This is a genomic window from Hydrogenophaga defluvii, from assembly GCF_042665235.1.
Lineage (GTDB): Bacteria > Pseudomonadota > Gammaproteobacteria > Burkholderiales > Burkholderiaceae_C > Hydrogenophaga > Hydrogenophaga defluvii_A.
Genome location: NZ_JBHTBZ010000012.1, coordinates 78,002 through 98,683 on the forward strand (window position 1 = coordinate 78,002; position 20,682 = coordinate 98,683).

Genomic DNA, 20,682 nt, shown 5'->3' on the forward strand with positions numbered 1-20,682 from the left:
GCCATGAGCATCCGCGAGCTGCGCGCCATCGAACAGTTGCAGTCGAACGGCGAGATTCATGCGCAGTACTACCTGATTGGCGTCATGGAAGGCGCCTTAGAGGCCAACGCGATGGCCCAGCGCCAGGGTCGCAAGCCCTTGTTTTGCCTGCAGGGGCGGCGCTTGACACCACAGTCTGCCGTGTCGCTGTACCGCGCCGAATTGCAGCGCAACGAAGGCGTCTACGAAGCCGACATGCTGGTGGAGTTGGTGATGACCAACGCCCTGGCCAGCAGCTACCGTTGCGCCGATTGAGAACGAGATATGACCCAGACCTTGCCCCCCGCGCTGGCCCAGCGCATCCGCACCGACATCCAGTCCATGGCCGCCTACGCGGTGCAGGACGCCACCGGCCTGCTCAAGCTCGACGCGATGGAAAACCCCCATCGCCTGTCCCCCGCGTTGCAGGCCGAGTTGGGCGCACGCCTGGGCGCCGTGGCCATCAACCGCTACCCCGGCGCACGGGTAGACGACCTGAAAGCGGCCCTGGCCCTGCACATCGGGTTGCCGGCCGGCCACGCGCTGATGTTGGGCAACGGCTCCGACGAGCTGATTTCGCTGCTGGCCATGGCCTGCGACGTGCCGGGTGCCGCCATCGTGGCGCCGCTGCCCGGCTTCGTGATGTATGCCATGAGCGCGCAATTGCAGGGCCTGGCCTTCCATGGTGTAGATCTGACGCCCGATTTTGAGCTGGACGAAGCGGCGATGACCCGCGCCATCCGCCAGCATCGCCCCGCCATCACCTACTTGGCCTACCCCAACAACCCCACGGCCAACCTGTGGGACGCGGGCGTGATGCGCCGCCTGATCGCGGAGGCCGCCGCCATCGGCGGCCTGGTGGTCATCGACGAGGCCTACCAGCCTTTCTCCAGCGCCAGCTGGCTGGACGAGATCAAGCGCGACCCGGCGGCCAACGGCCATGTGCTGCTCATGCGCACCCTGTCCAAGTTTGGCCTGGCCGGCGTGCGCCTGGGCTACATGGTGGGGCCGCAGGCCCTGGTGTTCGAGATCGACAAGGTGCGCCCGCCGTACAACATCAGCGTGCTCAACGCCGAATGTGCGTTGTTCGCGTTGGAGCATGCCGAGGTGTTCGCCGCCCAGGCCGCCGACATCCGTGCCCAGCGCGAGCGCTTGCTGGCTGAATTGGCGCGGTTGCCCGGCACGCGCGTCTTTCCCAGCCAGGCCAACATGGTGCTGGTGCGCGTGCCCGACGCGCAGCGCGCCTTTGACGGCCTCAAGGCCGCTGGTGTGCTGGTCAAGAATGTTTCTAAAATGCACCCGTTGTTGGCCAACTGCCTGCGTTTGACCGTGGGCACCGCCGACGACAACACGCAGATGCTGTCTGCCCTGCGCCAACTGAAATGAAACGACCCCCACGCTCATCGCTTCGCGTATCGCTGCCCCCCGGGGGGGCGCATCAGCGCCTTCGGGCGGCCGGGCGGCACTGATATGACCTCCAACCTCATCGTCTCCCAACCCGACCGCAGCGCGGCCCTGGATCGCCAGACCAGCGAGACCCGCATCCGCGTGGCCATCAACCTCGATGGCAGCGGTGCCGCGCGCCTGGCCACCGGCATCGGTTTCTTCGACCACATGCTGGACCAGATCGCCCGCCATGGCCTGATCGACCTCGATGTCGCCTGCGAAGGCGACCTGCACATCGATGGCCACCACACGGTGGAGGACGTGGGCATCACCATCGGCCAGGCTTTTGCACGTGCCGTGGGCGACAAGAAGGGCATCCGCCGTTACGGCCATGCCTACGTGCCGCTGGACGAGGCCCTGAGCCGGGTGGTGGTCGATTTTTCGGGTCGCCCCGGCTTGCACATGGACGTGGCCTTCACCAGCGGCATGATCGGCCAGCTCGACACGCAGCTGGTGTTCGAGTTCTTCCAGGGTTTTGTCAACCACGCCGGTGTCACCCTGCACATCGACAACCTCAAGGGCGTGAACGCCCACCACCAGTGCGAAACCATCTTCAAGGCCTTCGCACGTGCTTTGCGCATGGCCCTGGAGCGCGACCCGCGCCTGGGCGATGTGATCCCCTCCACCAAAGGTTCCCTGTAACCCGCTGCCAACGATGACACGCAAGACAGTGGCCGTGGTGGACTACGGCAGTGGCAACCTGCGCTCGGTTTCGCAGGCGGTGCAACACGTGGCGGCCGCCACCGATTTCGACGTGCTGGTGACCCAGAACGCCCAGGACGTGCTCAACGCCGAGCGTGTGGTGTTGCCTGGCCAGGGCCACATGGGCGATTGCATGCGCGAGCTGGCCGCCTCCGGCCTGCAGGAAGCGGTGTTGCACGCGGCCGCCAACAAACCCCTGTTCGGCGTGTGTGTGGGCATGCAGATGCTGCTCACCCGCAGCGAAGAAGGCCCCACCGATGGCCTGAACCTCATTCCCGGGCAGGTGGCACGTTTTCGGCTCGAAGGCCAGCGCCAGCCCGATGGCAGCCGCTACAAGGTGCCGCAGATGGGTTGGAACCGCGTGTTCCAGCGCCCACACCCGATCTGGGCTGGCGTCGAGGACGGCGCTTATTTCTACTTCGTGCACAGCTACTTTGCCCGGCCCGACGACGCGGCGCACACGGTGGGCGAAACAGACTATGGTCAGCGCTTTACCGCTGCCGTGGCCCGCGATAACATTTTTGCCACCCAATTTCACCCCGAGAAGAGCGCCGACCAAGGTTTGGCGCTCTACCGCAACTTCCTCCACTGGAACCCCTGACGCGCGCGTCGCGTCACACCACCTGCCATGCTGCTGATACCTGCCATTGACTTGAAAGACGGCCAATGCGTGCGCCTCAAACAGGGCGACATGGACCAGACCACCGTTTTCGGTGAAGACCCCGCTGCCGTGGCCCGCAGCTGGGTGGACAAGGGCGCGCGGCGCGTGCACCTGGTCGATCTCAACGGCGCCTTCGCCGGCAAGCCCAAGAACGAGCAGGCCATACGCAAGATCCTGAAAGAGGTGGGCTCCGAGGTGGACGTGCAGCTCGGTGGCGGCATCCGCGATCTCGACACGATCGAGCGTTACCTCGATGCCGGCCTGCGCTACGTCATCATTGGCACCGCCGCCGTCAAGAACCCCGGCTTCCTGCAAGACGCCTGCACCGCCTTCGGCGGTCACATCATCGTGGGCCTGGACGCCAAGGAGGGCAAGGTGGCCACCGACGGCTGGAGCAAGCTCACAGGCCACGAAGTGGTGGACCTGGCCAAGAAGTTCGAGGACTACGGCGTCGAGTCGGTGATTTACACCGACATCGGCCGTGACGGCATGCTGACCGGCATCAACATCGAGGCCACCGTCAAGCTGGCCCAGGCATTGAGCATCCCGGTCATCGCCTCGGGTGGCCTGCACAACATCGAAGACATCCGCAAACTTTGCGACGTTGAGAGCGAAGGTGTGGAAGGCGTGATCTGTGGTCGCTCCATCTACACCGGCGACCTCGATTTCGAGGCCGGCCAGCGTCTGGCCGACGAACTCAACGGCTGAGGCCGTGCCCTCTCACGGGGCCCTTTGCCGCGCCGAGCTGTGGCGGGGCTTGCCCTGCTGGCGGGTCACGCTTGCGCAGGGCGACAGCCTGCTGGTGGCCGAACAAGGTGCGCAGGTGCTGTCGTGGGTGTCGGACGGGCGCGAGCGCCTGTTCCTGAGCCCGGGCAGCGCCGCCGACGGGCACACCGCTATCCGTGGCGGGGTGCCCATCTGCTGGCCCCAGTTCAACCAGCGAGGTCCGCTGCCCAAACACGGCTTCGCGCGCAACGTTTCTTGGCGAATGGGTGCGTTTGAACCTGCCGAAGACCATGCCGAACTGCGCCTGCACCTGGAGGCCAGCGCACAGACCTTGGTCTTGTGGCCCCATCACTTCGAGCTGACCCTGGTGCTGCGCCTGCAAGCCCGGCGGCTGCACCTGGCGCTGGAAGCACACAACCCGGGTGACACTGCCTGGGCGTTCACCGGCGCCTTACACAGCTACCTGCGTGTGGACGACCTGGGCCAGGCGCGCTTGTGGGGGCTGACCGGACAGGCCGAGTGGGACTCGCTGCGAGACGTCGCCGGGCGGGGTGCCTCGGTCATTGCCTTGGATGGGCCTTTCGACCGCATTTATGCAGCGGCGGACCAGGCGCTTCGGCTGGTGGACGGCACACATGGGCTGACCGTGTCCCAATGTGCTTCCTGGGCGAACACAGTGGTCTGGAACCCGGGTGGGGGCCTGCCCGATTTGCCGGAAGCGCAGCACCGGCACATGCTGTGTGTGGAGGCCGCGCAGGTGCTGGCCGCCACAACGGTCGAGGCCGGCGAACGCTGGGTGGGCTGGCAGCAGTTTGATGTGCTGACGGGGTGAGACAATAGCGCCATGCTGGCCAAACGCATCATCCCCTGCCTCGACGTGACCGGTGGTCGCGTAGTCAAAGGCGTCAATTTTGTTGAGCTGCGCGACGCGGGCGATCCGGTCGAGATCGCCGCCCGCTACAACGACCAAGGCGCCGACGAACTCACCTTTCTGGACATCACCGCCACCTCCGACGGGCGTGATCTGATCCTGCACATCATCGAGGCCGTGGCCTCGCAGGTCTTCATCCCCCTGACCGTGGGCGGTGGCGTGCGCACGGTCGAAGACGTGCGCCGCCTGCTCAATGCCGGCGCCGACAAGACCAGCTTCAACTCCGCTGCCATCGCCAACCCGGAGGTCATCCGCGACGCGTCCGACAAGTACGGCGCGCAGTGCATCGTGGTGGCCATCGACGCCAAGCGCCGCTTTGGCACCGATGTGATGGACCGCGGCGAGGGCTGGGACGTCTACAGCCATGGCGGGCGCAAGAACACGGGCCTGGACGCCATCGCGTGGGCCAAACAGATGGCCGATTTTGGTGCCGGTGAAATTCTGCTGACCAGCATGGATCGCGATGGCACCAAGGCCGGCTTCGATCTCGAACTCACCCGCAGCGTCAGCGAAGCGGTGGATGTGCCGGTGATCGCCTCGGGCGGCGTGGGCAATCTCGACCATTTGGCCGCTGGCGTGCAGGCCGGCGGCGCCGATGCGGTGCTGGCCGCCAGCATCTTCCACTACGGCGAATACACCGTGGGCCAGGCCAAGCGCCACATGGCCAACCTTGGCATTCCGGTGAGACTGTGACCATGAGCGCCTGGCTGGACGCCGTCAAATGGGACGCGCAAGGGCTGGTGCCCGTGATCGCGCAAGAGCAGGGCAGCAAGGACGTGCTGATGTTCGCCTGGATGAACCGCGAGGCGCTGGCCAAAACGGCCGAGCTGGGTCGGGCGGTCTATTTCAGCCGCTCGCGCGGCAAGCTGTGGTTCAAGGGTGAAGAATCGGGCCACGTGCAGACCGTGCACGAGATCCGCATCGACTGCGACAACGACGTGGTGCTGCTCAGCGTCACCCAGACTGGCCACGAACCTGGCATCGCCTGCCACACCGGCCGCCACAGCTGCTTCTACAGCGTCTTCAAAGACGGTGTCTGGACGCCGGTTGATCCGGTCTTGAAAGACCCGGCATCCATCTACAAATGAGCCCCATGAGTTCCACCGATTCCCTGGACCGCCTGGCGGCCGTCATCGAAAGCCGCAAGCCGGCCCACGGCGGCGACCCCGACAAAAGCTACGTCGCGCGTTTGCTGCACAAAGGGCCCGACGCATTTCTGAAAAAAATCGGCGAGGAAGCTACCGAGACCGTGATGGCCGCCAAGGACTGCGATCACGGTGGCGACAAGACCAAACTGGTGGGCGAGGTGGCCGACCTGTGGTTCCACTCCATGATCGCGCTGGCCCACTACGGCCTAAGCCCCGCAGATGTGGTGGCCGAGCTGGTGCGTCGCGAAGGCCTGAGCGGCCTGGAAGAAAAGGCCTTGCGCAAGGCGCAGGCGCGGGAATCCGAAGGCTGAAGGAGGCCATCACCCATGGACAACACGACCGAACGCCTGCGCAGCCTCAACACCGTGGGCACCATCAGTTATGTGCTCCACCTCATCGTGGCGGTCAGTGCGGTGGTGCCTGGTGGGCAATGGGGGCCCACTTTGCTGATCGTGGCGCTGGTCATTGATTTGGCGAAACGCGGCGAGGCCGAAGGTACCTGGCATGCCAGCCACTTCAGCTGGCGCCTGCGCAGCGTGTTGTGGGCGGCGGTGCTCTATCTCGTCACCGTGCCGCTGTGGCTGCTGTTTTTCTTGCCCGGCTGGATCGCGTGGGCCGTGATCTCGGTCTGGTTCCTCTACCGCATCGTCAAAGGCATGGTCCGCATGAATGCGGGCCAGCCCATGGAGATTCCCGCATGAGTGTTGACAACTGCTTGTTCTGCAAAATTGTTGCAGGCCAGATACCGAGCAAAAAAGTCTATGAAGACGAACACGTGTTTGCCTTCCACGACATCCATCCGTGGGCGCCGGTGCACTTTTTGATGGTGCCCAAGCGACACATCGCCTCCATGGCCCAGGTCACGCCCGAAGACGCAGGCCTGTTGGGCCACATGATGGCGCTGGCGCCGCGCTTGGCGCTGGAGCAGGGCTGCCGCCCTTACCCCGAAGGGGGCTTTCGCATCGTGACCAACACCGGCACCGAAGGCGGCCAGGAAATCCACCACCTGCACATCCACGTGATGGGTGGGCCGCGCCCTTGGGCACGCGGCTGAGGGTGGGGCACCCCGGGGGCGGTATTTGCCCCTTGTCATCGAACGGGCCACCCCAAGCTTTAGAATCCGAGACAGTTCGGGGCACATCCCCACAGGAGATACATCATGGGTAGCTTTTCCATTTGGCATTGGCTGATTGTTCTGTTGATCGTGGTCATGGTGTTTGGCACCAAAAAACTCAAGAACATCGGTTCCGACCTCGGCGGTGCGGTCAAGGGCTTCAAGGATGGCATCAAAGAGGGGGGGCAACCCGCCGCCGACGCCAATGCACCAGCGGCCGGTCAGGTGGCACAAGACACCACCAAAACCACCATCGACGTCGAAGCCAAGCAGAAAAGCTGAGCCTGCCCGGGTGACCCCGTTGGTTGCCCTCTTTTCTGACGCTGTTGCCGGTGTCCCTTCCGCATGATTGACCTGGGTATTTCCAAAATCGCCCTCATTGGGGCGGTGGCTTTGATCGTGATCGGGCCCGAAAAGCTGCCGCGTGTGGCGCGCACGGTGGGCGCGCTGCTGGGCAAGGCGCAACGCTACGTCGCCGATGTCAAGGCCGAGGTCAACCGCTCCATGGACCTCGAAGAGCTCAAAAAGATGAAGGACACGGTCGAGTCGGCCGCGCGCGACGTCGAGAGCAGTGTGCAGACCAGCGCCAGCGATTTCGAGAAATCGTGGTCGGAGGCCACCGCAGGCTTGGAGGACAGCGCGTCCGGGACCGACGCCTTGAACAGCTGGACCCCGCCGCCGCCCGAGTACCGCCACCCCAAGAAGAATTTCCGCCTCAAACAAAAGGCCGTGCCGCAGTGGTTCAAGGCCCGCACGGGCACCCGCACCCGTGCGCAGTCTGGCGCTGCGCGGGTGGCGCGTTTCCGCCCCCGCAGCCGTCCTGTTCAATAAACCCGCATGTCCAACAAACCCGATCCGGCCGACGAGCTGGCCGGCACCGAACAGCCGTTCGTCCAGCACCTCATGGAGCTGCGCGACCGCCTGCTCTATTGCGTCTACGGTTTGGCCGTGTGCATGGCCTTGCTGGCCATCTGGCCCGGCCCCAGCGGCCTGATCGATCTGATCGCCGTGCCCATCCGGGCCCACATGCCGCCCGATGCCAAGCTGATTGCGGTGGGCGTGTTCTCCCCATTTTTTGTGCCCATCAAGGTGTTGGGCATGGCGGCGGTGCTGATGTCGCTGCCCTGGCTGATGTACCAGATGTGGGCCTTTGTGGCCCCCGGCCTGTACAGCCACGAGAAGAAGTTCGCCATGCCACTCATTGTGGTGGGCAGCCTGTTGGCCTACATCGGCATCGGTTTTGTGCAGTTTTTTGTGCTCGACAAGATGTTTGGCTTCATCCAGCAGTTCACGCCCGCCAGCGTGGCCGCCACGCCCGACATTGCCTCCTACGTCGAGGCCATCCTGTCGCTGTACCTGGCCTTTGGGCTCGCTTTCCAGGTGCCCATTGTGGTCATCCTGCTGGTGCGGCTCAACATGGTCAGCATTGAAAAGCTCAAGGAATTCCGGGGCTATTTCATCGTGCTGGCTTTTGTCATCGCGGCCGTGGTCACGCCGCCCGACGTGATTTCGCAGCTGGCCCTGGCCGTGCCCATGTGCATCCTCTACGAGCTGGGCATTTGGGGTGCGCGCTGGTTCACCAAAGCGAGTGCGGCGCCGGACGCGCCGTCCGATCGCACCGACCCGAGCTGACAGGCAACCGACGGGTCAGCGGCCAGCGCGGCGCAACGGCTGGCGTTGTGCCGGAACGATTTGCACCTGCTGGCGCGTGTCGCGACGCGTCACGTCCAACGGCGCGGCCTGTCCGGGCGTGAGTGCCGCCACCGCGCCCAGCAACTCCGGCACCGTGTTGACCTTGACGCCGTTGACCGCCGTGATCACGTCGCCGGGGCGGATGCCCGCTTGGGCCGCAGGGCCGTTTTGCAGCACGCCCGTGATGATCACGCCCTCGTCGCTTTTGATGCCAAAACTCTGGGCCAGTTCGGGGCTGAGGTTCTGGGGTTCCACGCCAATCCAGCCACGGATCACCTGGCCATCGCGCACGATGGCATCCAGAACCGTGCGTGCGGTGGCCGAGGGGATGGCAAAACCGATGCCCATGGAGCCGCCCGAGCGCGAGTAGATCGCGGTGTTGATGCCCATCAGGTGGCCATTGCCATCCACCAACGCGCCACCCGAGTTGCCTGGGTTGATGGCGGCATCGGTCTGGATGAAGTTCTCGAAGGTGTTGATGCCCAGCTGGGTGCGGCCCAGCGCGCTGACGATGCCACTGGTCACCGTCTGGCCCACACCAAAGGGGTTACCGATGGCCAGCACGGCGTCGCCCACGTGCAGGGCGTTGGAGTCGCCCAGGGTGATCACCGGCAACTCAGGCAGGTCCACCTTGAGCACAGCCAGGTCCGACTCGGGGTCGGTCCCAATGACCTGGGCCAGGGTGCGCCGGCCGTCGTTGAGCACCACCTCGATGTCGTCGGCTTCGGCAATCACATGGTTGTTGGTGAGGATGTAGCCGGCGGGGCTCACGATCACGCCCGAACCCAGGCCTGCCTGGGCTTGGGATTCGTCTTGGTCGCCAAAAAAGAAGCGGAACCAGGGGTCGTTGCTGTTGGGGTGGCGGCTGCGCGCCTTGCTGGTGTTGATGCTGACCACAGCGGGGGCGGCGGCCTGGGCGGCAGCCCGAAAGCCGCCTTCGCGCGTGCCGCCACCGCTGCCGCCGCTGGGGGCCTCGATCACTGGCACGATGCCGGCCACGGTGGGCCGGCGGTCCAGCCATTGGGGCTTGAGTGTCGCGACCACAAAGTAGGCGGCCAGCAACACGGTGGCGGTTTGGGCAAAAAGAAGCCAGAGTCGTTTCATGGGGCGGGTCTGCAGTGGGGTGCGGTGTGTGGTGGGGATTGTCGGTCAAAGCGCCGGCTTGACTTGGCTCAAAGACGGACAGAAGCAGTTGAGGTCCACTGTGCGCACTTGCAAGCACCGTCTGAGGACACACCGCCATGAAAGCCATTGTTGATCTTTTTTCCACCGACTACGGTTTGTTCAGCCTGGGCGTGATTGCGTTCACCATCTTCATGGGTTTCTGGTTCTCGCGTTTTTTCAAGCGCAAGATGGCCGAGGACGCGGCGAACGCTGCGCGCGAAGCGCGCACCCAACCTTGAGGTGAGCGGGCGCGCTGTCAAAATAGCGCGATGCAACCCGCCGCCCCGCCTGCCCCCTGCACCCGTTCACAGTTGGTGGAGGCGTTCGACGCCCTGCTGCAGCCATCGCTGTTCCGCGACTACGGCCCCAACGGTCTGCAGGTCGAGGGGCGCGAGCAGGTGCGTCACATCGTCAGTGGCGTCACCGCCAGCTTGGCGCTCATTGACGCGGCCATTGCCGCAGGTGCCGATGCCATCCTGGTGCACCATGGCCTGTTTTGGCGCGGCCACGATGGCCGGCTGACTGGCTGGATGAAACAGCGCGTGGCCCGCCTGCTGGCGCACGACATCAATCTGATCGCCTACCACCTGCCATTGGATGCTCACCCACAATGGGGCAACAACGCGCAGTTGGCCGCCCGCCTGGGCTGGGTGGCCGATGACGCGCCACAGGGCCGGTTTGGCGAACAGGCGCTGGGCTGGCTGGGGCGCAGCACGGTGGCACACGGCAGCGCACTCGATCTGGCGCGCCACATTGAATCGCGGCTGGGCCGCACGGTCACCTGCATCGATGCGCCGGGCCGGGCGCCGCAACGCATCGCCTGGTGCACGGGCGGCGCGCAGTCCTACTTCGAGACCGCCATCGCCGCCGGCGCCGATGTGTTCGTGACCGGCGAAATTTCCGAACCCCAGGCCCACTACGCGCGAGAGTGCGGCGTGGCCTACATCGCGTGTGGCCACCACGCCAGCGAGCGCTTTGGCGCCCCTGCGGTGGCAGGCCTGGTGGCCCAGCGTTTGGGGCTGGTCCACACCTTCATTGACATTCCCAACCCGGCATGAGCGCGTCGCTGCCCCTGCTGGTGACCATGGGCGACCCCGCCGGCGTGGGGCCGGAACTGATCGCCATGCTGTTTCGCGACCGGCCCGACCTGGCCCAGCGTTGTGTGGTGGCGGGCGATGCGGCCACGATGGCGCGGGCACGCGTTTGTCTTGGCTGCGACACCGTGGCCATGCCATTGGTGCAGGCCACCCAGGTCGCAGAGCCTGCGCCATGGGGCCGTGTCAGCGCACACGCAGGGCGGGCTGCGGCCGACTGCATCGAATGGGCCACGCGCGAAGCGCTGGCCGGCAGGGCGGCGGGTGTGGTCACCGCACCCATCCACAAAGAGGCGCTGGCGGCGGCAGGTGTGCCCTTCCCAGGTCACACCGAAATGCTGCAGGCGCTGGCGGCCGAACACCTGGGCGTGCCGGTGGCGCGGTTGCCTGTGCGCATGATGCTGGCCAATCCCGAGCTCAAGACCGTGCTGGTCAGCATCCATGTGTCGTTGCGCCAGGCCATCGAGGCGGTGACCCACGCCAACGTGCTGGAGACCTTGCGCATCACGGCAGCGCACTGGGCGCGGCTGGGCCTGGCGCCGCCGCGCATCGCCGTGGCGGGCCTCAACCCGCACGCGGGCGAGGGCGGGCTGTTTGGGCGTGAGGAGATCGAGGTGATTGCCCCGGCCGTGGCCCAGGCGCGGGCCGAGGGCATCGAAGCCAGCGGCCCCCACGCACCCGACACGGTGTTCATGCGGGCGCGAGAAGGTGCCTTCGATGTGGTGGTGGCCATGTACCACGATCAGGGACTCATTCCCGTCAAGTACATGGGGCTGGCCCATGGCGTGAACGTCACCCTGGGGCTGCCGCTGTTGCGCACCAGCCCCGACCACGGCACCGCGTTTGATCTGGCGGGCACGGGCCGCGCCGACCCGTCCAGCCTGATCGCGGCGGTGGAGCTGGCCGCCCGCATGAGCGGCCGGTGACCCCGGCAGGCGTTATTTTTTCAGCGCGTCGCGGATCTCGCGCAACAACACCACGTCCTCAGGCGTCGGCGGCGGCTCCGCAGGTGCGGCTGGCGCGGCGGCTTCTTCGGCCTTGAGGCGGTTGATTTGCTTGACCATCACAAAAATGATGAAGGCCAGGATCACAAAATTCAGCGCGATGGTGATGAAGTTCCCGTAAGCCAGCACGGGAATGCCGGCTGCCTTGACGGCCGCCAGCGTGGGCGCGGTGCCTTCGGGCACGGTGCCCAGCGCGACAAACATGTTGCTGAAATCCAGTTTGCCGAACACCAGGCCCACCACCGGCATGATGATGTCGCCCACCAGCGAATCAACGATCTTGCCGAACGCGGCGCCGATGATCACACCGACCGCCAGATCGACCACATTGCCTTTGACGGCAAAGGCCTTGAATTCCTGCATCACGCTCATGGATCGTTCTCCAAGTTGGACAAGTGGCGCATTGTGAACCAAGCTGGCGGCCCATGACGTTGGGGTGCTCAAGACGGTGTTGAGCCTCCGCTACAATCCTCCGTTGTCCTGGGCCAGCCGCTGCCGGACGGGTGCTGCCCGTTTGTGCCCAACGCGGCGCCGACACCGCTTTGACCGTTATTGAAAGATCCCCATGAGCGAAGCAACCGTAGACAACGGCCGTCGAAACTGGCTGATCACCTCATGCGCCGTGGGTGGCGCGGGTGCCGCTGCCGTGGCCGTGCCATTTGTCAGCACTTTCCAGCCCTCCGAGCGCGCCAAGGCGGCGGGCGCGGCCGTTGAAGTCGATGTGTCCGGCATCCAGCCCGGCGAAAAGTTGGTGGTGGAGTGGCGCGGCAAGCCGGTGTGGATTCTGCGCCGTACGCCCGAGCAACTGGAGTCGCTCAAAGCCGTCGAGCCCCAGCTGGCCGACCCCAACTCGGACCGCACCGCCTACCCCACCCCCGAGTACGCCAAGAACACCCACCGCTCCATCAAGCCCGAGTACCTCGTGGCCGTGGGCATCTGCACCCACCTGGGCTGCTCGCCTGGCGACAAGCTCACCCCCGGCCCGCAGCCCTCGCTGCCGGACGACTGGAAGGGCGGCTTTCTGTGTGCCTGCCACGGCTCCACCTTTGACGTGGCTGGTCGTGTGTTCAAGAACAAGCCGGCACCCGACAACCTCGAAATCCCGCCGCACCACTACCTGTCGGACACCACGCTGCTGGTGGGTGAAGACAAGAAGGCCTGACCAGAACACCCCTGAGGCACACCATGGCTGAATTCAAGGAAATCTCACCCGACGCGCCGGCAGGCGCCAAGCTGGCGAACTGGTTCGAAAACCGGTTCCCGACGGCATTCGACGCTTATCGCGTCCACATGTCGGAGTACTACGCACCGAAGAACTTCAACTTCTGGTACATCTTTGGCTCGCTGGCCCTGTTGGTGCTGGTGATCCAGATTGTGACCGGCATCTTCCTGGTCATGCACTACAAGCCCGACGCATCGGTCAACAGCGCCGGCGTGCCTGTGGCCTTTGCCTCCGTCGAGTACATCATGCGCGACGTGCCCTGGGGCTGGTTGATCCGCTACATGCACTCCACCGGCGCCTCCGCTTTCTTCGTGGTGGTGTACCTGCACATGTTCCGTGGTCTGATCTACGGCAGCTACCGCAAGCCGCGCGAGCTGGTGTGGGTGTTCGGTTGCGCCATCTTCCTGGTGCTCATGGCCGAAGCCTTCATGGGTTACCTGCTGCCCTGGGGCCAGATGTCCTACTGGGGCGCCCAGGTGATCGTCAACCTGTTCTCCGCCATCCCCTTCATCGGACCCGACCTGGCGCTGCTGATCCGTGGCGACTTCGTGGTCGGCGACGCCACCCTGAACCGCTTCTTCAGCTTCCACGTCATCGCCGTGCCGCTGGTGCTGCTGGGCCTGGTGGTGGCCCACTTGCTGGCCCTGCACGACGTCGGTTCCAACAACCCCGACGGCGTGGAAATCAAGGGCCCCAACGCGCCCAAGGACGCCAAGGGCAAGCCGCTGGATGGCGTGCCTTTCCATCCCTACTACACCGTGCACGACGTCTTCGGCGTCTCGGTCTTCCTGTTCGTCTTCTCGGCCATCGTTTTCTTTGCGCCTGAGCTGGGTGGCTACTTCCTGGAGTTCAACAACTTCATCCCGGCCAACCCGCTGGTGACGCCGCTGCACATCGCCCCGGTCTGGTACTTCACGCCTTTCTACTCGATGCTGCGTGCCATCACGTCCGAAATGATGTACCCGCTGGTGGCCTGCGTGCTGCTGGGTGCCGTGTTGGGGGTGCTCAAGGCCAAGGCTGGCGCGGCCGTCAAGGGTGGCATTGTCATTGGCGCCCTGGTGCTGGTGGCCGCCATGTTGGCCATCGACGCCAAGTTCTGGGGTGTGGTTGCCATGGGCGGCGCCGTGGTCATCCTGTTCTTCCTGCCCTGGTTGGACAACAGCCCGGTCAAGTCCATCCGCTACCGCCCGAGTTGGCACATCTACCTCTACACCGTCTTCGTGATCAACTTCCTGATCCTGGGTTACCTTGGGGTGTTGCCGCCGTCGCCGGTGGGTGAGCGCGTGTCGCAAGTGGGTACCCTGTTCTACTTCGGCTTCTTCCTGCTCATGCCGTGGTGGAGCCGCCTGGGTGAACCCAAGCCGGTGCCTGCCCGTGTCACTTTCCAGCCGCACTGAGATATTTGGAGAACAAGAACATGAAAAAGCTGATTCTTGGCTGGATGCTGGCACTGGGTGCCGCCACCGGCGCCCTGGCTGCTGGCGGGGGCATTGCGCTCGACAAAGCGCCCAAGCTGACCAATGACGTGGCCGCCCTGCAAAACGGCGCCAAGCTGTTCGTGAACTACTGCCTGAACTGCCACTCGGCCTCGTTCATGCGCTACAACCGCCTGACCGCACTGGGCCTGACCGAGCGCCAGATCAAGGACAACCTGGCGTTTGCCACCGACAAGGTGGGCGACACCATGAATGCCGCGATCAACCCGCAGCAAGCCAAAGAATGGTTTGGTGCCCAGCCGCCCGACCTGACCTTGGTCGCACGTTCGCGCGCCAGCGGCGCCGGCAGCGGTGCCGACTACCTCTACACCTACCTGCGCACCTACTACCGCGACGAAACCAAGCCCACCGGCTGGAACAACCTCGCCTTCCCCAACGTGGGCATGCCCCATGTGCTGTGGGAGCTGCAAGGCGAGCGTCGCCCGGTGTTCGACAAGGTGGACAGCCATGGCCACGAAGTGCAGGTGCTGCGCGGCTGGGAGCAGGTCAAGCCTGGCACCATGAGCCCGGCCGAATACGACCGCGCGGTGGGCGATCTGGTCGGTTTTATGCAGTGGATGGCTGAGCCCGAACAAAACAACCGCGTGCGTCTGGGCGTGTGGGTTCTGATTTTCCTGGGCGTGTTCACCATCATCGCCTGGCGCCTGAACGCGGCGTTCTGGAAAGACGTCAAATAAGCACTTGGCCGGGTCACCCTCGTGGCCCGGACACCCACAGTGGTTTGCCTTTGGGCCACGGTCCATGGCAACCACTGTTTTCACTTGAGGAGTCCCCATCATGATGGTTTTGTATTCGGGCACCACCTGCCCCTACTCGCACCGCTGCCGTTTCGTTCTGTTCGAAAAAGGCATGGATTTCGAGATCCGCGATGTGGACCTCTACAACAAGCCGGAAGACATCAGCGTGATGAACCCCTACGGCCAGGTGCCCATCCTGGTCGAGCGCGACCTCATCCTGTACGAGTCGAACATCATCAACGAGTACATCGACGAGCGTTTCCCGCACCCGCAGCTCATGCCCGGTGACCCGGTGGACCGCGCCCGCGTGCGCCTGTTCCTGCTCAACTTCGAGAAGGAGCTGTTTGCCCATGTGTCCGTGCTGGAGACCCGCAGCAACAAGGGCAACGACAAGGCCATCGAAAAGGCCAAGGCGCACATCCGTGACCGCCTGACCCAACTGGCCCCAGTGTTCCTCAAGAACAAGTACATGCTGGGCGACAACTTCTCCATGCTCGACGTCGCCATCGCGCCGCTGCTGTGGCGCCTGGACTACTACGGCATCGAACTCAGCAAAAATGCCGCGCCCCTGCTCAAGTACGCCGAACGCATCTTCTCGCGTCCGGCCTACATCGAGGCGTTGACGCCGTCCGAGAAGGTGATGCGCAAGTAAGCCGCCCGGCCTTGAACACCATGAGCCAGGACGAATCCACGCCCTCGACGCGGCCCTACCTCATCCGTGCTTTGCACGAATGGTGCACCGACAACGGTTTTGCCCCCTATCTGGCGGTGCAGGTCGATGGCTCGGTGCAGGTGCCACGCGAGTTCGTCAAGAACAACGAGATCGTGCTCAATGTCAGTTTCGACGCCACCAGTGGCCTGAAGCTGGGCAACGACTACGTGGAGTTCAAGGCCCGCTTTGGTGGTACGGCTCGTGACATCATCGTGCCCATCACCCACGTCGTGGCCATTTACGCCCGTGAAAACGGGCAGGGCATGGCGTTTCCGCCACCGCCCACCGCCGCGACATCCGCAACGTTGGCCGGCGCGCCAGCCGCTGAAGCAGCACCTGCTGACGATGACGCTACCAAAGGCCTGCAACTGGTCAAGGGCGAAGAAGGTGCCTCAGCCGATGAGGACGGTTCGCCGCCGCCGCCCGCTGCTGGCGGTCGACCCGCGCTGAAGCGGGTCAAGTAAAGCGTCAAGTAGAATCTGCCCCGCGCCGCTTTAGCTCAGTTGGTAGAGCAACCGCCTTGTAAGCGGTAGGTCGTCAGTTCGATTCCGACAAGCGGCACCATTCATTCATTCAAAGGCCGTTAGGGACATACTCCTAACGGCCTTTTTCTATGGAAAAACAAGAGGTTAGACGCTAAGGACTGGCAGGGGTGACCATTGACAGCGAATCCGCCACCGGGGAACATACAGGGGAACAAATGAGCATGTTCCCCGATAACCGGGGAACGGCCTACCGGGGAACGCTGATGCTGACCGATGCCGAATGCCGAAACGCCACCTGTCCAGATGGAAAAAAGCGTGCACGCCTCACTGATTCCGGCGGTTTGTACCTTGAAGTAAGCCCCAACGGATCAAAGCGGTGGTTCTGGAAGTTCTACCCCGATGGCAAAGAATCGCGCATGGCGCTGGGCAGCTATCCGAAGGTGGGCCTTCCTGCGGCACGGAAAAAGCGTGATGCGGCGAAGTTGCAGAAGTCGGAGGGTATCGACCCGGTGCAATCGCGGCGTGTCGACAAGCTGCGCGAACGGGTGGCAGGCGACAGCACGTTAGAGGCAACCGCGCGGGAGTGGCTGGAACTGCACCGGCTGGAATGGAGCGATACCCACTATGTCCGGGAACGGCGCAACCTTGAGAAAGACCTGTTCCCCTATCTTGGGCCGCGCGACATAGGCACGATAGAGCCGATAGAGCTACTGGCCGCCATCAAGCGGGTGGAGGAACGGGGGGTGTCCGATGTGCCCCACCGGGTGCTGTTGACGGCTCGGGGCTGACGGCTGTTGAGATATTCAAAGAGGGAACGGCGCGATAAACCGGGATTTTGTGGGGTTGGCCGGGGAATATCGGAACGGGGCCATGCAAAACATTTTTGCATCAAGCAACACCGCGCCGACACTGCCAACGACGGCTTCAGGGCGTCATCCGAGCGATTCCAGGTAGTCGGTCAGTACAACCAGCACGGCTGCCTCATCGTCCGGGCTCAAGGTGCCAGAGTCTGGATCATCGGTCAGCAATCCACGTCGGGGCATCGTTTTGGTGCCCCATTCGTGATAGGTCGAGTAGGGCGCTCCAAATCCGATGCGGACGCTGGTCTTGCCAGCCTGGTGGTTGAGTTTGTCCAGCAAATCGCCGTACCGATCAAGCACGGCCCCGTTGCCGTCGTCCGGGTAGCTGGCCGCCGTGCTGGGCGCCCAAGGTGCCCAGGGCGTGCCGCTTGGGTCAGTCTGCGTTTCAAACCTACCGCTGACGCGCCCCACCATTTCTTGGCCAATGCCCTCCATGGCCGGCGACAAGTCGCTGAGGCGGCGCTGAATCTTGGCCAGGACGTCCGTTACAGCGGTGCTGTCAATGGTGACGGTCAACATGGCGGTTCCTATAATGGACGTGAGACGGTTGTTTCCAATGGGAATGGTTAGCGGTCGGGCACGCCCGGTCCTATGATCCGGTTCGAATCCGGCGCCGTCTCGCCCCTATTCCTCGCCCAGCCGCATGTACTGGGTGCCAGTGGTCAAGTTGATATCGGCCACCACGCCCCCCGTCTGTACAAAGTTCGCTGTCACACGGGCGCGCTCCCGGCCCAACCGGGCCTTGTCGCCGTAGTTCAGGCGCACCACCACTTTCCCCACACGACCATCGCCCAGCGGCAGCGCGTAGATCAGCGCCTGGTCTTGCGTGTCGAGGTACGGCGTTGCACCACGCAGCAGGTCGGGCAGCTGGGACCAAACGTCCGCCGGCAACGCTGCGTCGCGAGCCGACTTGCTGTCGCGCAGAGCGTGCAACAGCTCGCTGTCACGCATGAGAATCGCCGCCGACTCCAGCTCAATGCCACGTTGAGCCAGCGCCTGCAGCGTCTGAGCCTCGACCACGTGCACCAACTGCGCCGCGCCTGCGGCCTGCCGGGTGCTTTGGACCTGAACAGCCATGGCCTGCCAGGCGCGCAGCTGGCCCAAGGCAGCCCTTGCACGCACAGTGGGCCAGAGTGCTGCGCCAACATCGGCTGGCAGCGCCACGACCTTGTCCCGCACCACCGTCTGCAGTTCACGCTCAGCAGCCAACCCGGCGTTGTAGCCAAAGCCAGGGTCAATGCCAGTGGGAACGGTTTCCACCTGCCCGGTGCGACGGTTTTCCCAGCGCTTCCACATCAGGTCCGGGCGGTCCTTGTTCATGGCGCCGCCGCCGGGCACGGTCCCACGGTCGTAGTCGCGTTGGCTCACAGCCACCACGCGGCAACGGCAGCGCCAACCGTTCGGCGGGTAGTGCGTGCTCCAGAAGGGATCGTCCACCGGCAATGTGACGTTGTCCCAGTTGCGGTGTGCAGCACGAACCCGTTCATCGCGCTTGGTGATGTAGCGAAGGAACGGGTGCGTCGCCTTGCTCCGTTGGAAGCTCTCCCAGCGTCCGGCCGCGTGGGCCTGCCGGGTGTTCACGTCGAAGATCAGCTTCAGGCGGTTCGGGTCAAATTTCGTCTGAAGAATCTCACCCGTCGCGGGCTCAATCACTTCCTTTTTCCCCCACCAGCCGGCCTCGGCCAGCATCTGGCGGGCGTCCCTGTTGAAGTCCGTGCGCGAAAGATCGCCTTGCACGCTCCGGGTGATCTTGTCCTGCAGCGCAGCCAGCAGATCGGCATTGGTCAGGCGGCTGACGGTGAATTGGCGGGCGTGTTCGTCCTGCCACATGTCCTGCCACCCGTAGGTCACCGCCAGGCGGTTGCGGCGCTGCAGGTAGGCCACCGCGTCGGCCGGGGCCAGCTGCTGCAGGCGGGCAAATTCCTGCGCGTCGCTCATTGGCCGGCCTCGTCCTGGTCGACGGTCAGCCCGGCCGCCGCCCCGAGGCGGGCGGTGAATGCCGCGCGGGTCAACGCATTGGTCAGCGCGGTGGGCTCCATGGCCGGCAACAGCGTGGTCAGCTGGGTCAACAGCTCCCCCGCAGATTCGCCCTTGGCGACGGCCTCATTGATCGCCGCCTGCAGGGGCGCCACCAGCGGTTCGGCCATCTGCTCCCAATCGCCCATTTCGGTATCGACCAGGTTGTCGATCGCGTCCCTGGCCTGCGCAGCAGCACCGCCCTCTGCAAATGCGGTGCTGACAGCGGGAGTGCCCTCCACTGCAGGGGCCGTCTGGTCGATGTCTTCCTCGTCCAGGTTGTAGGTTTTCATGAAGTAGGCCCGGGTCAGCTTGGCCCCGGCCTTGACCAGCACCTCGTCCCGCTCGGCCTGTGCTTTGTCGACCTCGGCCTGCTCATACAGCTCAAACTTCGGGCTGGGCGCCGCTTCACCCTCGTTCAGGTCCACCACCCAGCGCAGCAGCTGGTTGATCGCCGCCTCCACCAGTCGAGCGTCCGCGTCACGCAGTTCGTCCGACACCTGAAGGCCTGCCGTTGCGCTGGCCCGGTTGGCAGAGGCTTCGGTGGTCTGGTTCTGGCCCAAAAGGGCGATGGCCACCTCAGACCGGCAGAACATGAGCAGCTGCTCGTAGAGGGCCGCGCTGGCCGTTTTGCCGCCCGACTCCACGATGTCGACCGAGGCGTCGTCAGGGATCACGGCCACTGCGTCCTGCACCATGGCTTCCAGCTGGTCAAGCAGCTTGTCTTGCTCAGCCGGCGGCGTGCCGCGCGGGGTTTTGCCCACCAGCCAGGGGGTGCCGAACTTCTCGGTGAAGGTCACCCAGAACTTGAGGCCGCCCCGTTTGAACACGGTTGGCCAAAAGCACATCGACAGATCGGCAAAACCGTAGGGGTTGGCGTAGCTAGCGTCCTGGGCCGGCACCAGGAACTTGCGTGCCGCCACGGCCTCGCCATGAAGGGGTTGCTCACGGCTGCGAAAGCGCAACTGTGCCTCCGAGTCGAAGTGAAACCACGTCATCGGCTTTGCCAGCACATCGCGCGGCACGATGGGGCCGTCGCCAGCCGGCGACCAAATCACCTCCAGCGGGTTCCAGCCAAACAGTGGTGCGTCCATCACCTCGCGCACCAGGCGGCGCATGTCCAGCCCTTGCAGCACGGACTCGGCCAGTTTTGCCATGCGCGCACTGGCACGCTCACGCTGCACGCGCCACTCCATGCGCACCACCGCACCCTTGCGGCGGCGAACACAACCGCCCACGTGAGCGTCGCCACGCAGATCGGCGTAAACCGAGACATCACGCCCTTGCTTTTTCAGAATGGGGTCCGGGTTGGGCAGGTACATGCCCAGCGCGGTGAAGTCGGGGCTGCGGTCGCGGGTGGCGATGTGATCGCTCAAGCGCTGGCGCTGTGTGGCCTCAGCAAAACTCACAAACTCATGAGGGCTGACGTAGATGCCTTTGGCTTTCATGGGACG

General features: G+C 64.4%; 28 protein-coding genes and 1 tRNA gene. 24 read left to right on the forward strand and 5 right to left on the reverse strand.

The annotated features are described in order from the left end of the window. The first annotated feature begins 3 nt into the window (after window positions 1-3). The 14 genes from ACFQU0_RS04885 to tatC all read left to right on the forward strand — a co-directional run bounded on the left by ACFQU0_RS04885 (window position 4) and on the right by tatC (window position 8,378). Window positions 4-294 (forward strand): hypothetical protein, encoded by a 291-nt coding sequence (locus tag ACFQU0_RS04885; RefSeq protein WP_382199004.1) that lies wholly within the window; start codon window positions 4-6, stop codon window positions 292-294. A gap of 9 nt (window positions 295-303) precedes the next feature. Then, window positions 304-1,404, forward strand: coding sequence for a histidinol-phosphate transaminase (gene hisC, locus ACFQU0_RS04890; RefSeq protein ID WP_382199005.1), 1,101 nt, complete (start codon window positions 304-306; stop codon window positions 1,402-1,404). Window positions 1,405-1,488: 84 nt separating this feature from the next. Continuing rightward, window positions 1,489-2,106 (forward strand): imidazoleglycerol-phosphate dehydratase HisB, encoded by a 618-nt coding sequence (gene hisB, locus ACFQU0_RS04895; RefSeq protein WP_382199006.1) that lies wholly within the window; start codon window positions 1,489-1,491, stop codon window positions 2,104-2,106. Between the two features lie 13 nt (window positions 2,107-2,119). Further along, window positions 2,120-2,767 (forward strand): imidazole glycerol phosphate synthase subunit HisH, encoded by a 648-nt coding sequence (gene hisH / locus ACFQU0_RS04900; protein ID WP_382199007.1) that lies wholly within the window; start codon window positions 2,120-2,122, stop codon window positions 2,765-2,767. Between the two features lie 27 nt (window positions 2,768-2,794). Further along, window positions 2,795-3,535 carry a 1-(5-phosphoribosyl)-5-[(5-phosphoribosylamino)methylideneamino]imidazole-4-carboxamide isomerase gene (hisA, locus tag ACFQU0_RS04905; protein WP_382199008.1) on the forward strand — a complete coding sequence of 247 codons (741 nt, stop codon included), beginning with the start codon at window positions 2,795-2,797 and terminating at the stop codon, window positions 3,533-3,535. A gap of 4 nt (window positions 3,536-3,539) precedes the next feature. After that, window positions 3,540-4,385: a D-hexose-6-phosphate mutarotase gene (locus tag ACFQU0_RS04910; RefSeq protein ID WP_382199009.1), complete on the forward strand. Its 846-nt coding sequence runs from the start codon at window positions 3,540-3,542 to the stop codon at window positions 4,383-4,385. Between the two features lie 12 nt (window positions 4,386-4,397). Continuing rightward, a complete protein-coding gene (gene hisF / locus ACFQU0_RS04915) occupies window positions 4,398-5,177 on the forward strand; it encodes an imidazole glycerol phosphate synthase subunit HisF (protein ID WP_382199010.1) in 780 nt (259 codons plus the stop codon). A gap of 2 nt (window positions 5,178-5,179) precedes the next feature. Then, window positions 5,180-5,572: a phosphoribosyl-AMP cyclohydrolase gene (hisI, locus tag ACFQU0_RS04920; protein WP_382199011.1), complete on the forward strand. Its 393-nt coding sequence runs from the start codon at window positions 5,180-5,182 to the stop codon at window positions 5,570-5,572. Window positions 5,573-5,577: 5 nt separating this feature from the next. Then, window positions 5,578-5,943 (forward strand): phosphoribosyl-ATP diphosphatase, encoded by a 366-nt coding sequence (locus ACFQU0_RS04925; RefSeq protein ID WP_382199012.1) that lies wholly within the window; start codon window positions 5,578-5,580, stop codon window positions 5,941-5,943. Between the two features lie 15 nt (window positions 5,944-5,958). Then, window positions 5,959-6,333 (forward strand): DUF4870 family protein, encoded by a 375-nt coding sequence (locus ACFQU0_RS04930; protein ID WP_382199013.1) that lies wholly within the window; start codon window positions 5,959-5,961, stop codon window positions 6,331-6,333. Next, window positions 6,330-6,686, forward strand: coding sequence for a histidine triad nucleotide-binding protein (locus tag ACFQU0_RS04935; RefSeq protein WP_382199014.1), 357 nt, complete (start codon window positions 6,330-6,332; stop codon window positions 6,684-6,686). Before ACFQU0_RS04930 ends, ACFQU0_RS04935 begins: the two co-directional genes overlap by 4 nt. 105 nt (window positions 6,687-6,791) lie before the next feature. Continuing rightward, window positions 6,792-7,028, forward strand: coding sequence for a Sec-independent protein translocase subunit TatA (gene tatA, locus ACFQU0_RS04940; RefSeq protein WP_382199015.1), 237 nt, complete (start codon window positions 6,792-6,794; stop codon window positions 7,026-7,028). 63 nt (window positions 7,029-7,091) lie between these two features. Then, window positions 7,092-7,577 carry a Sec-independent protein translocase protein TatB gene (gene tatB, locus ACFQU0_RS04945; protein ID WP_382199016.1) on the forward strand — a complete coding sequence of 162 codons (486 nt, stop codon included), beginning with the start codon at window positions 7,092-7,094 and terminating at the stop codon, window positions 7,575-7,577. A 6-nt stretch (window positions 7,578-7,583) separates the two neighbouring features. After that, window positions 7,584-8,378, forward strand: coding sequence for a twin-arginine translocase subunit TatC (gene tatC, locus ACFQU0_RS04950; protein ID WP_382199017.1), 795 nt, complete (start codon window positions 7,584-7,586; stop codon window positions 8,376-8,378). A gap of 15 nt (window positions 8,379-8,393) precedes the next feature. On the opposite strand, the gene ACFQU0_RS04955 is transcribed toward tatC, so the two are convergent. After that, the gene (locus ACFQU0_RS04955) at window positions 8,394-9,542 is read right to left on the reverse strand and encodes a S1C family serine protease (RefSeq protein WP_382199018.1); all 1,149 of its coding nucleotides are present in this window, start codon (window positions 9,540-9,542) and stop codon (window positions 8,394-8,396) included. A 137-nt stretch (window positions 9,543-9,679) separates the two neighbouring features. Here ACFQU0_RS04955 and ACFQU0_RS04960 point away from each other — a divergent pair, with 137 nt between their 5' ends. The 3 genes from ACFQU0_RS04960 to pdxA are packed head-to-tail and all read left to right on the forward strand — an operon-like array spanning window position 9,680 to window position 11,622. After that, window positions 9,680-9,841, forward strand: coding sequence for a DUF3149 domain-containing protein (locus ACFQU0_RS04960; protein ID WP_382199019.1), 162 nt, complete (start codon window positions 9,680-9,682; stop codon window positions 9,839-9,841). 30 nt (window positions 9,842-9,871) lie between these two features. After that, window positions 9,872-10,660 (forward strand): Nif3-like dinuclear metal center hexameric protein, encoded by a 789-nt coding sequence (locus tag ACFQU0_RS04965; protein ID WP_382199020.1) that lies wholly within the window; start codon window positions 9,872-9,874, stop codon window positions 10,658-10,660. Next, window positions 10,657-11,622, forward strand: coding sequence for a 4-hydroxythreonine-4-phosphate dehydrogenase PdxA (gene pdxA, locus ACFQU0_RS04970; RefSeq protein ID WP_382199021.1), 966 nt, complete (start codon window positions 10,657-10,659; stop codon window positions 11,620-11,622). The genes ACFQU0_RS04965 and pdxA overlap by 4 nt, the downstream gene beginning before the upstream one ends. 12 nt (window positions 11,623-11,634) lie before the next feature. Here pdxA and mscL read toward each other — a convergent pair whose 3' ends face one another. Further along, window positions 11,635-12,072: a large conductance mechanosensitive channel protein MscL gene (gene mscL / locus ACFQU0_RS04975; protein WP_382199022.1), complete on the reverse strand. Its 438-nt coding sequence runs from the start codon at window positions 12,070-12,072 to the stop codon at window positions 11,635-11,637. 193 nt (window positions 12,073-12,265) lie between these two features. On the opposite strand from mscL, the gene petA reads away from it, so the two are divergent. The 7 genes from petA (at window position 12,266) to ACFQU0_RS05010 (ending at window position 17,140) form a co-directional block, all read left to right on the forward strand. Further along, on the forward strand, window positions 12,266-12,862 hold the full coding sequence (gene petA, locus ACFQU0_RS04980; protein WP_382199023.1) for a ubiquinol-cytochrome c reductase iron-sulfur subunit: 597 nt from the start codon (window positions 12,266-12,268) through the stop codon (window positions 12,860-12,862). Between the two features lie 23 nt (window positions 12,863-12,885). Further along, window positions 12,886-14,319 (forward strand): cytochrome b, encoded by a 1,434-nt coding sequence (locus tag ACFQU0_RS04985; RefSeq protein ID WP_382199024.1) that lies wholly within the window; start codon window positions 12,886-12,888, stop codon window positions 14,317-14,319. Between the two features lie 20 nt (window positions 14,320-14,339). After that, window positions 14,340-15,095 carry a cytochrome c1 gene (locus tag ACFQU0_RS04990; protein ID WP_382199025.1) on the forward strand — a complete coding sequence of 252 codons (756 nt, stop codon included), beginning with the start codon at window positions 14,340-14,342 and terminating at the stop codon, window positions 15,093-15,095. Window positions 15,096-15,195: 100 nt separating this feature from the next. After that, window positions 15,196-15,807, forward strand: coding sequence for a glutathione S-transferase N-terminal domain-containing protein (locus ACFQU0_RS04995; RefSeq protein ID WP_382199026.1), 612 nt, complete (start codon window positions 15,196-15,198; stop codon window positions 15,805-15,807). 20 nt (window positions 15,808-15,827) lie between these two features. Further along, the gene (locus ACFQU0_RS05000; protein ID WP_382199027.1) at window positions 15,828-16,331 is read left to right on the forward strand and encodes a ClpXP protease specificity-enhancing factor; all 504 of its coding nucleotides are present in this window, start codon (window positions 15,828-15,830) and stop codon (window positions 16,329-16,331) included. Between the two features lie 24 nt (window positions 16,332-16,355). Further along, window positions 16,356-16,431: transfer RNA gene (locus ACFQU0_RS05005), tRNA-Thr, on the forward strand. A 136-nt stretch (window positions 16,432-16,567) separates the two neighbouring features. After that, window positions 16,568-17,140, forward strand: coding sequence for a tyrosine-type recombinase/integrase (locus ACFQU0_RS05010; RefSeq protein WP_382199028.1), 573 nt, complete (start codon window positions 16,568-16,570; stop codon window positions 17,138-17,140). A gap of 144 nt (window positions 17,141-17,284) precedes the next feature. Here ACFQU0_RS05010 and ACFQU0_RS05015 read toward each other — a convergent pair whose 3' ends face one another. The 3 genes from ACFQU0_RS05015 to ACFQU0_RS05025 form a co-directional block, all read right to left on the reverse strand. Further along, on the reverse strand, window positions 17,285-17,731 hold the full coding sequence (locus ACFQU0_RS05015) for a phage virion morphogenesis protein (RefSeq protein ID WP_382199029.1): 447 nt from the start codon (window positions 17,729-17,731) through the stop codon (window positions 17,285-17,287). Between the two features lie 105 nt (window positions 17,732-17,836). After that, window positions 17,837-19,150 (reverse strand): phage head morphogenesis protein, encoded by a 1,314-nt coding sequence (locus ACFQU0_RS05020; protein ID WP_382199030.1) that lies wholly within the window; start codon window positions 19,148-19,150, stop codon window positions 17,837-17,839. Beyond that, entirely contained in the window at window positions 19,147-20,676 is a 1,530-nt protein-coding gene (locus tag ACFQU0_RS05025; protein ID WP_382199031.1) for a DUF935 domain-containing protein, read from the reverse strand. The genes ACFQU0_RS05020 and ACFQU0_RS05025 overlap by 4 nt, the downstream gene beginning before the upstream one ends. Window positions 20,677-20,682: the final 6 nt, after the last annotated feature.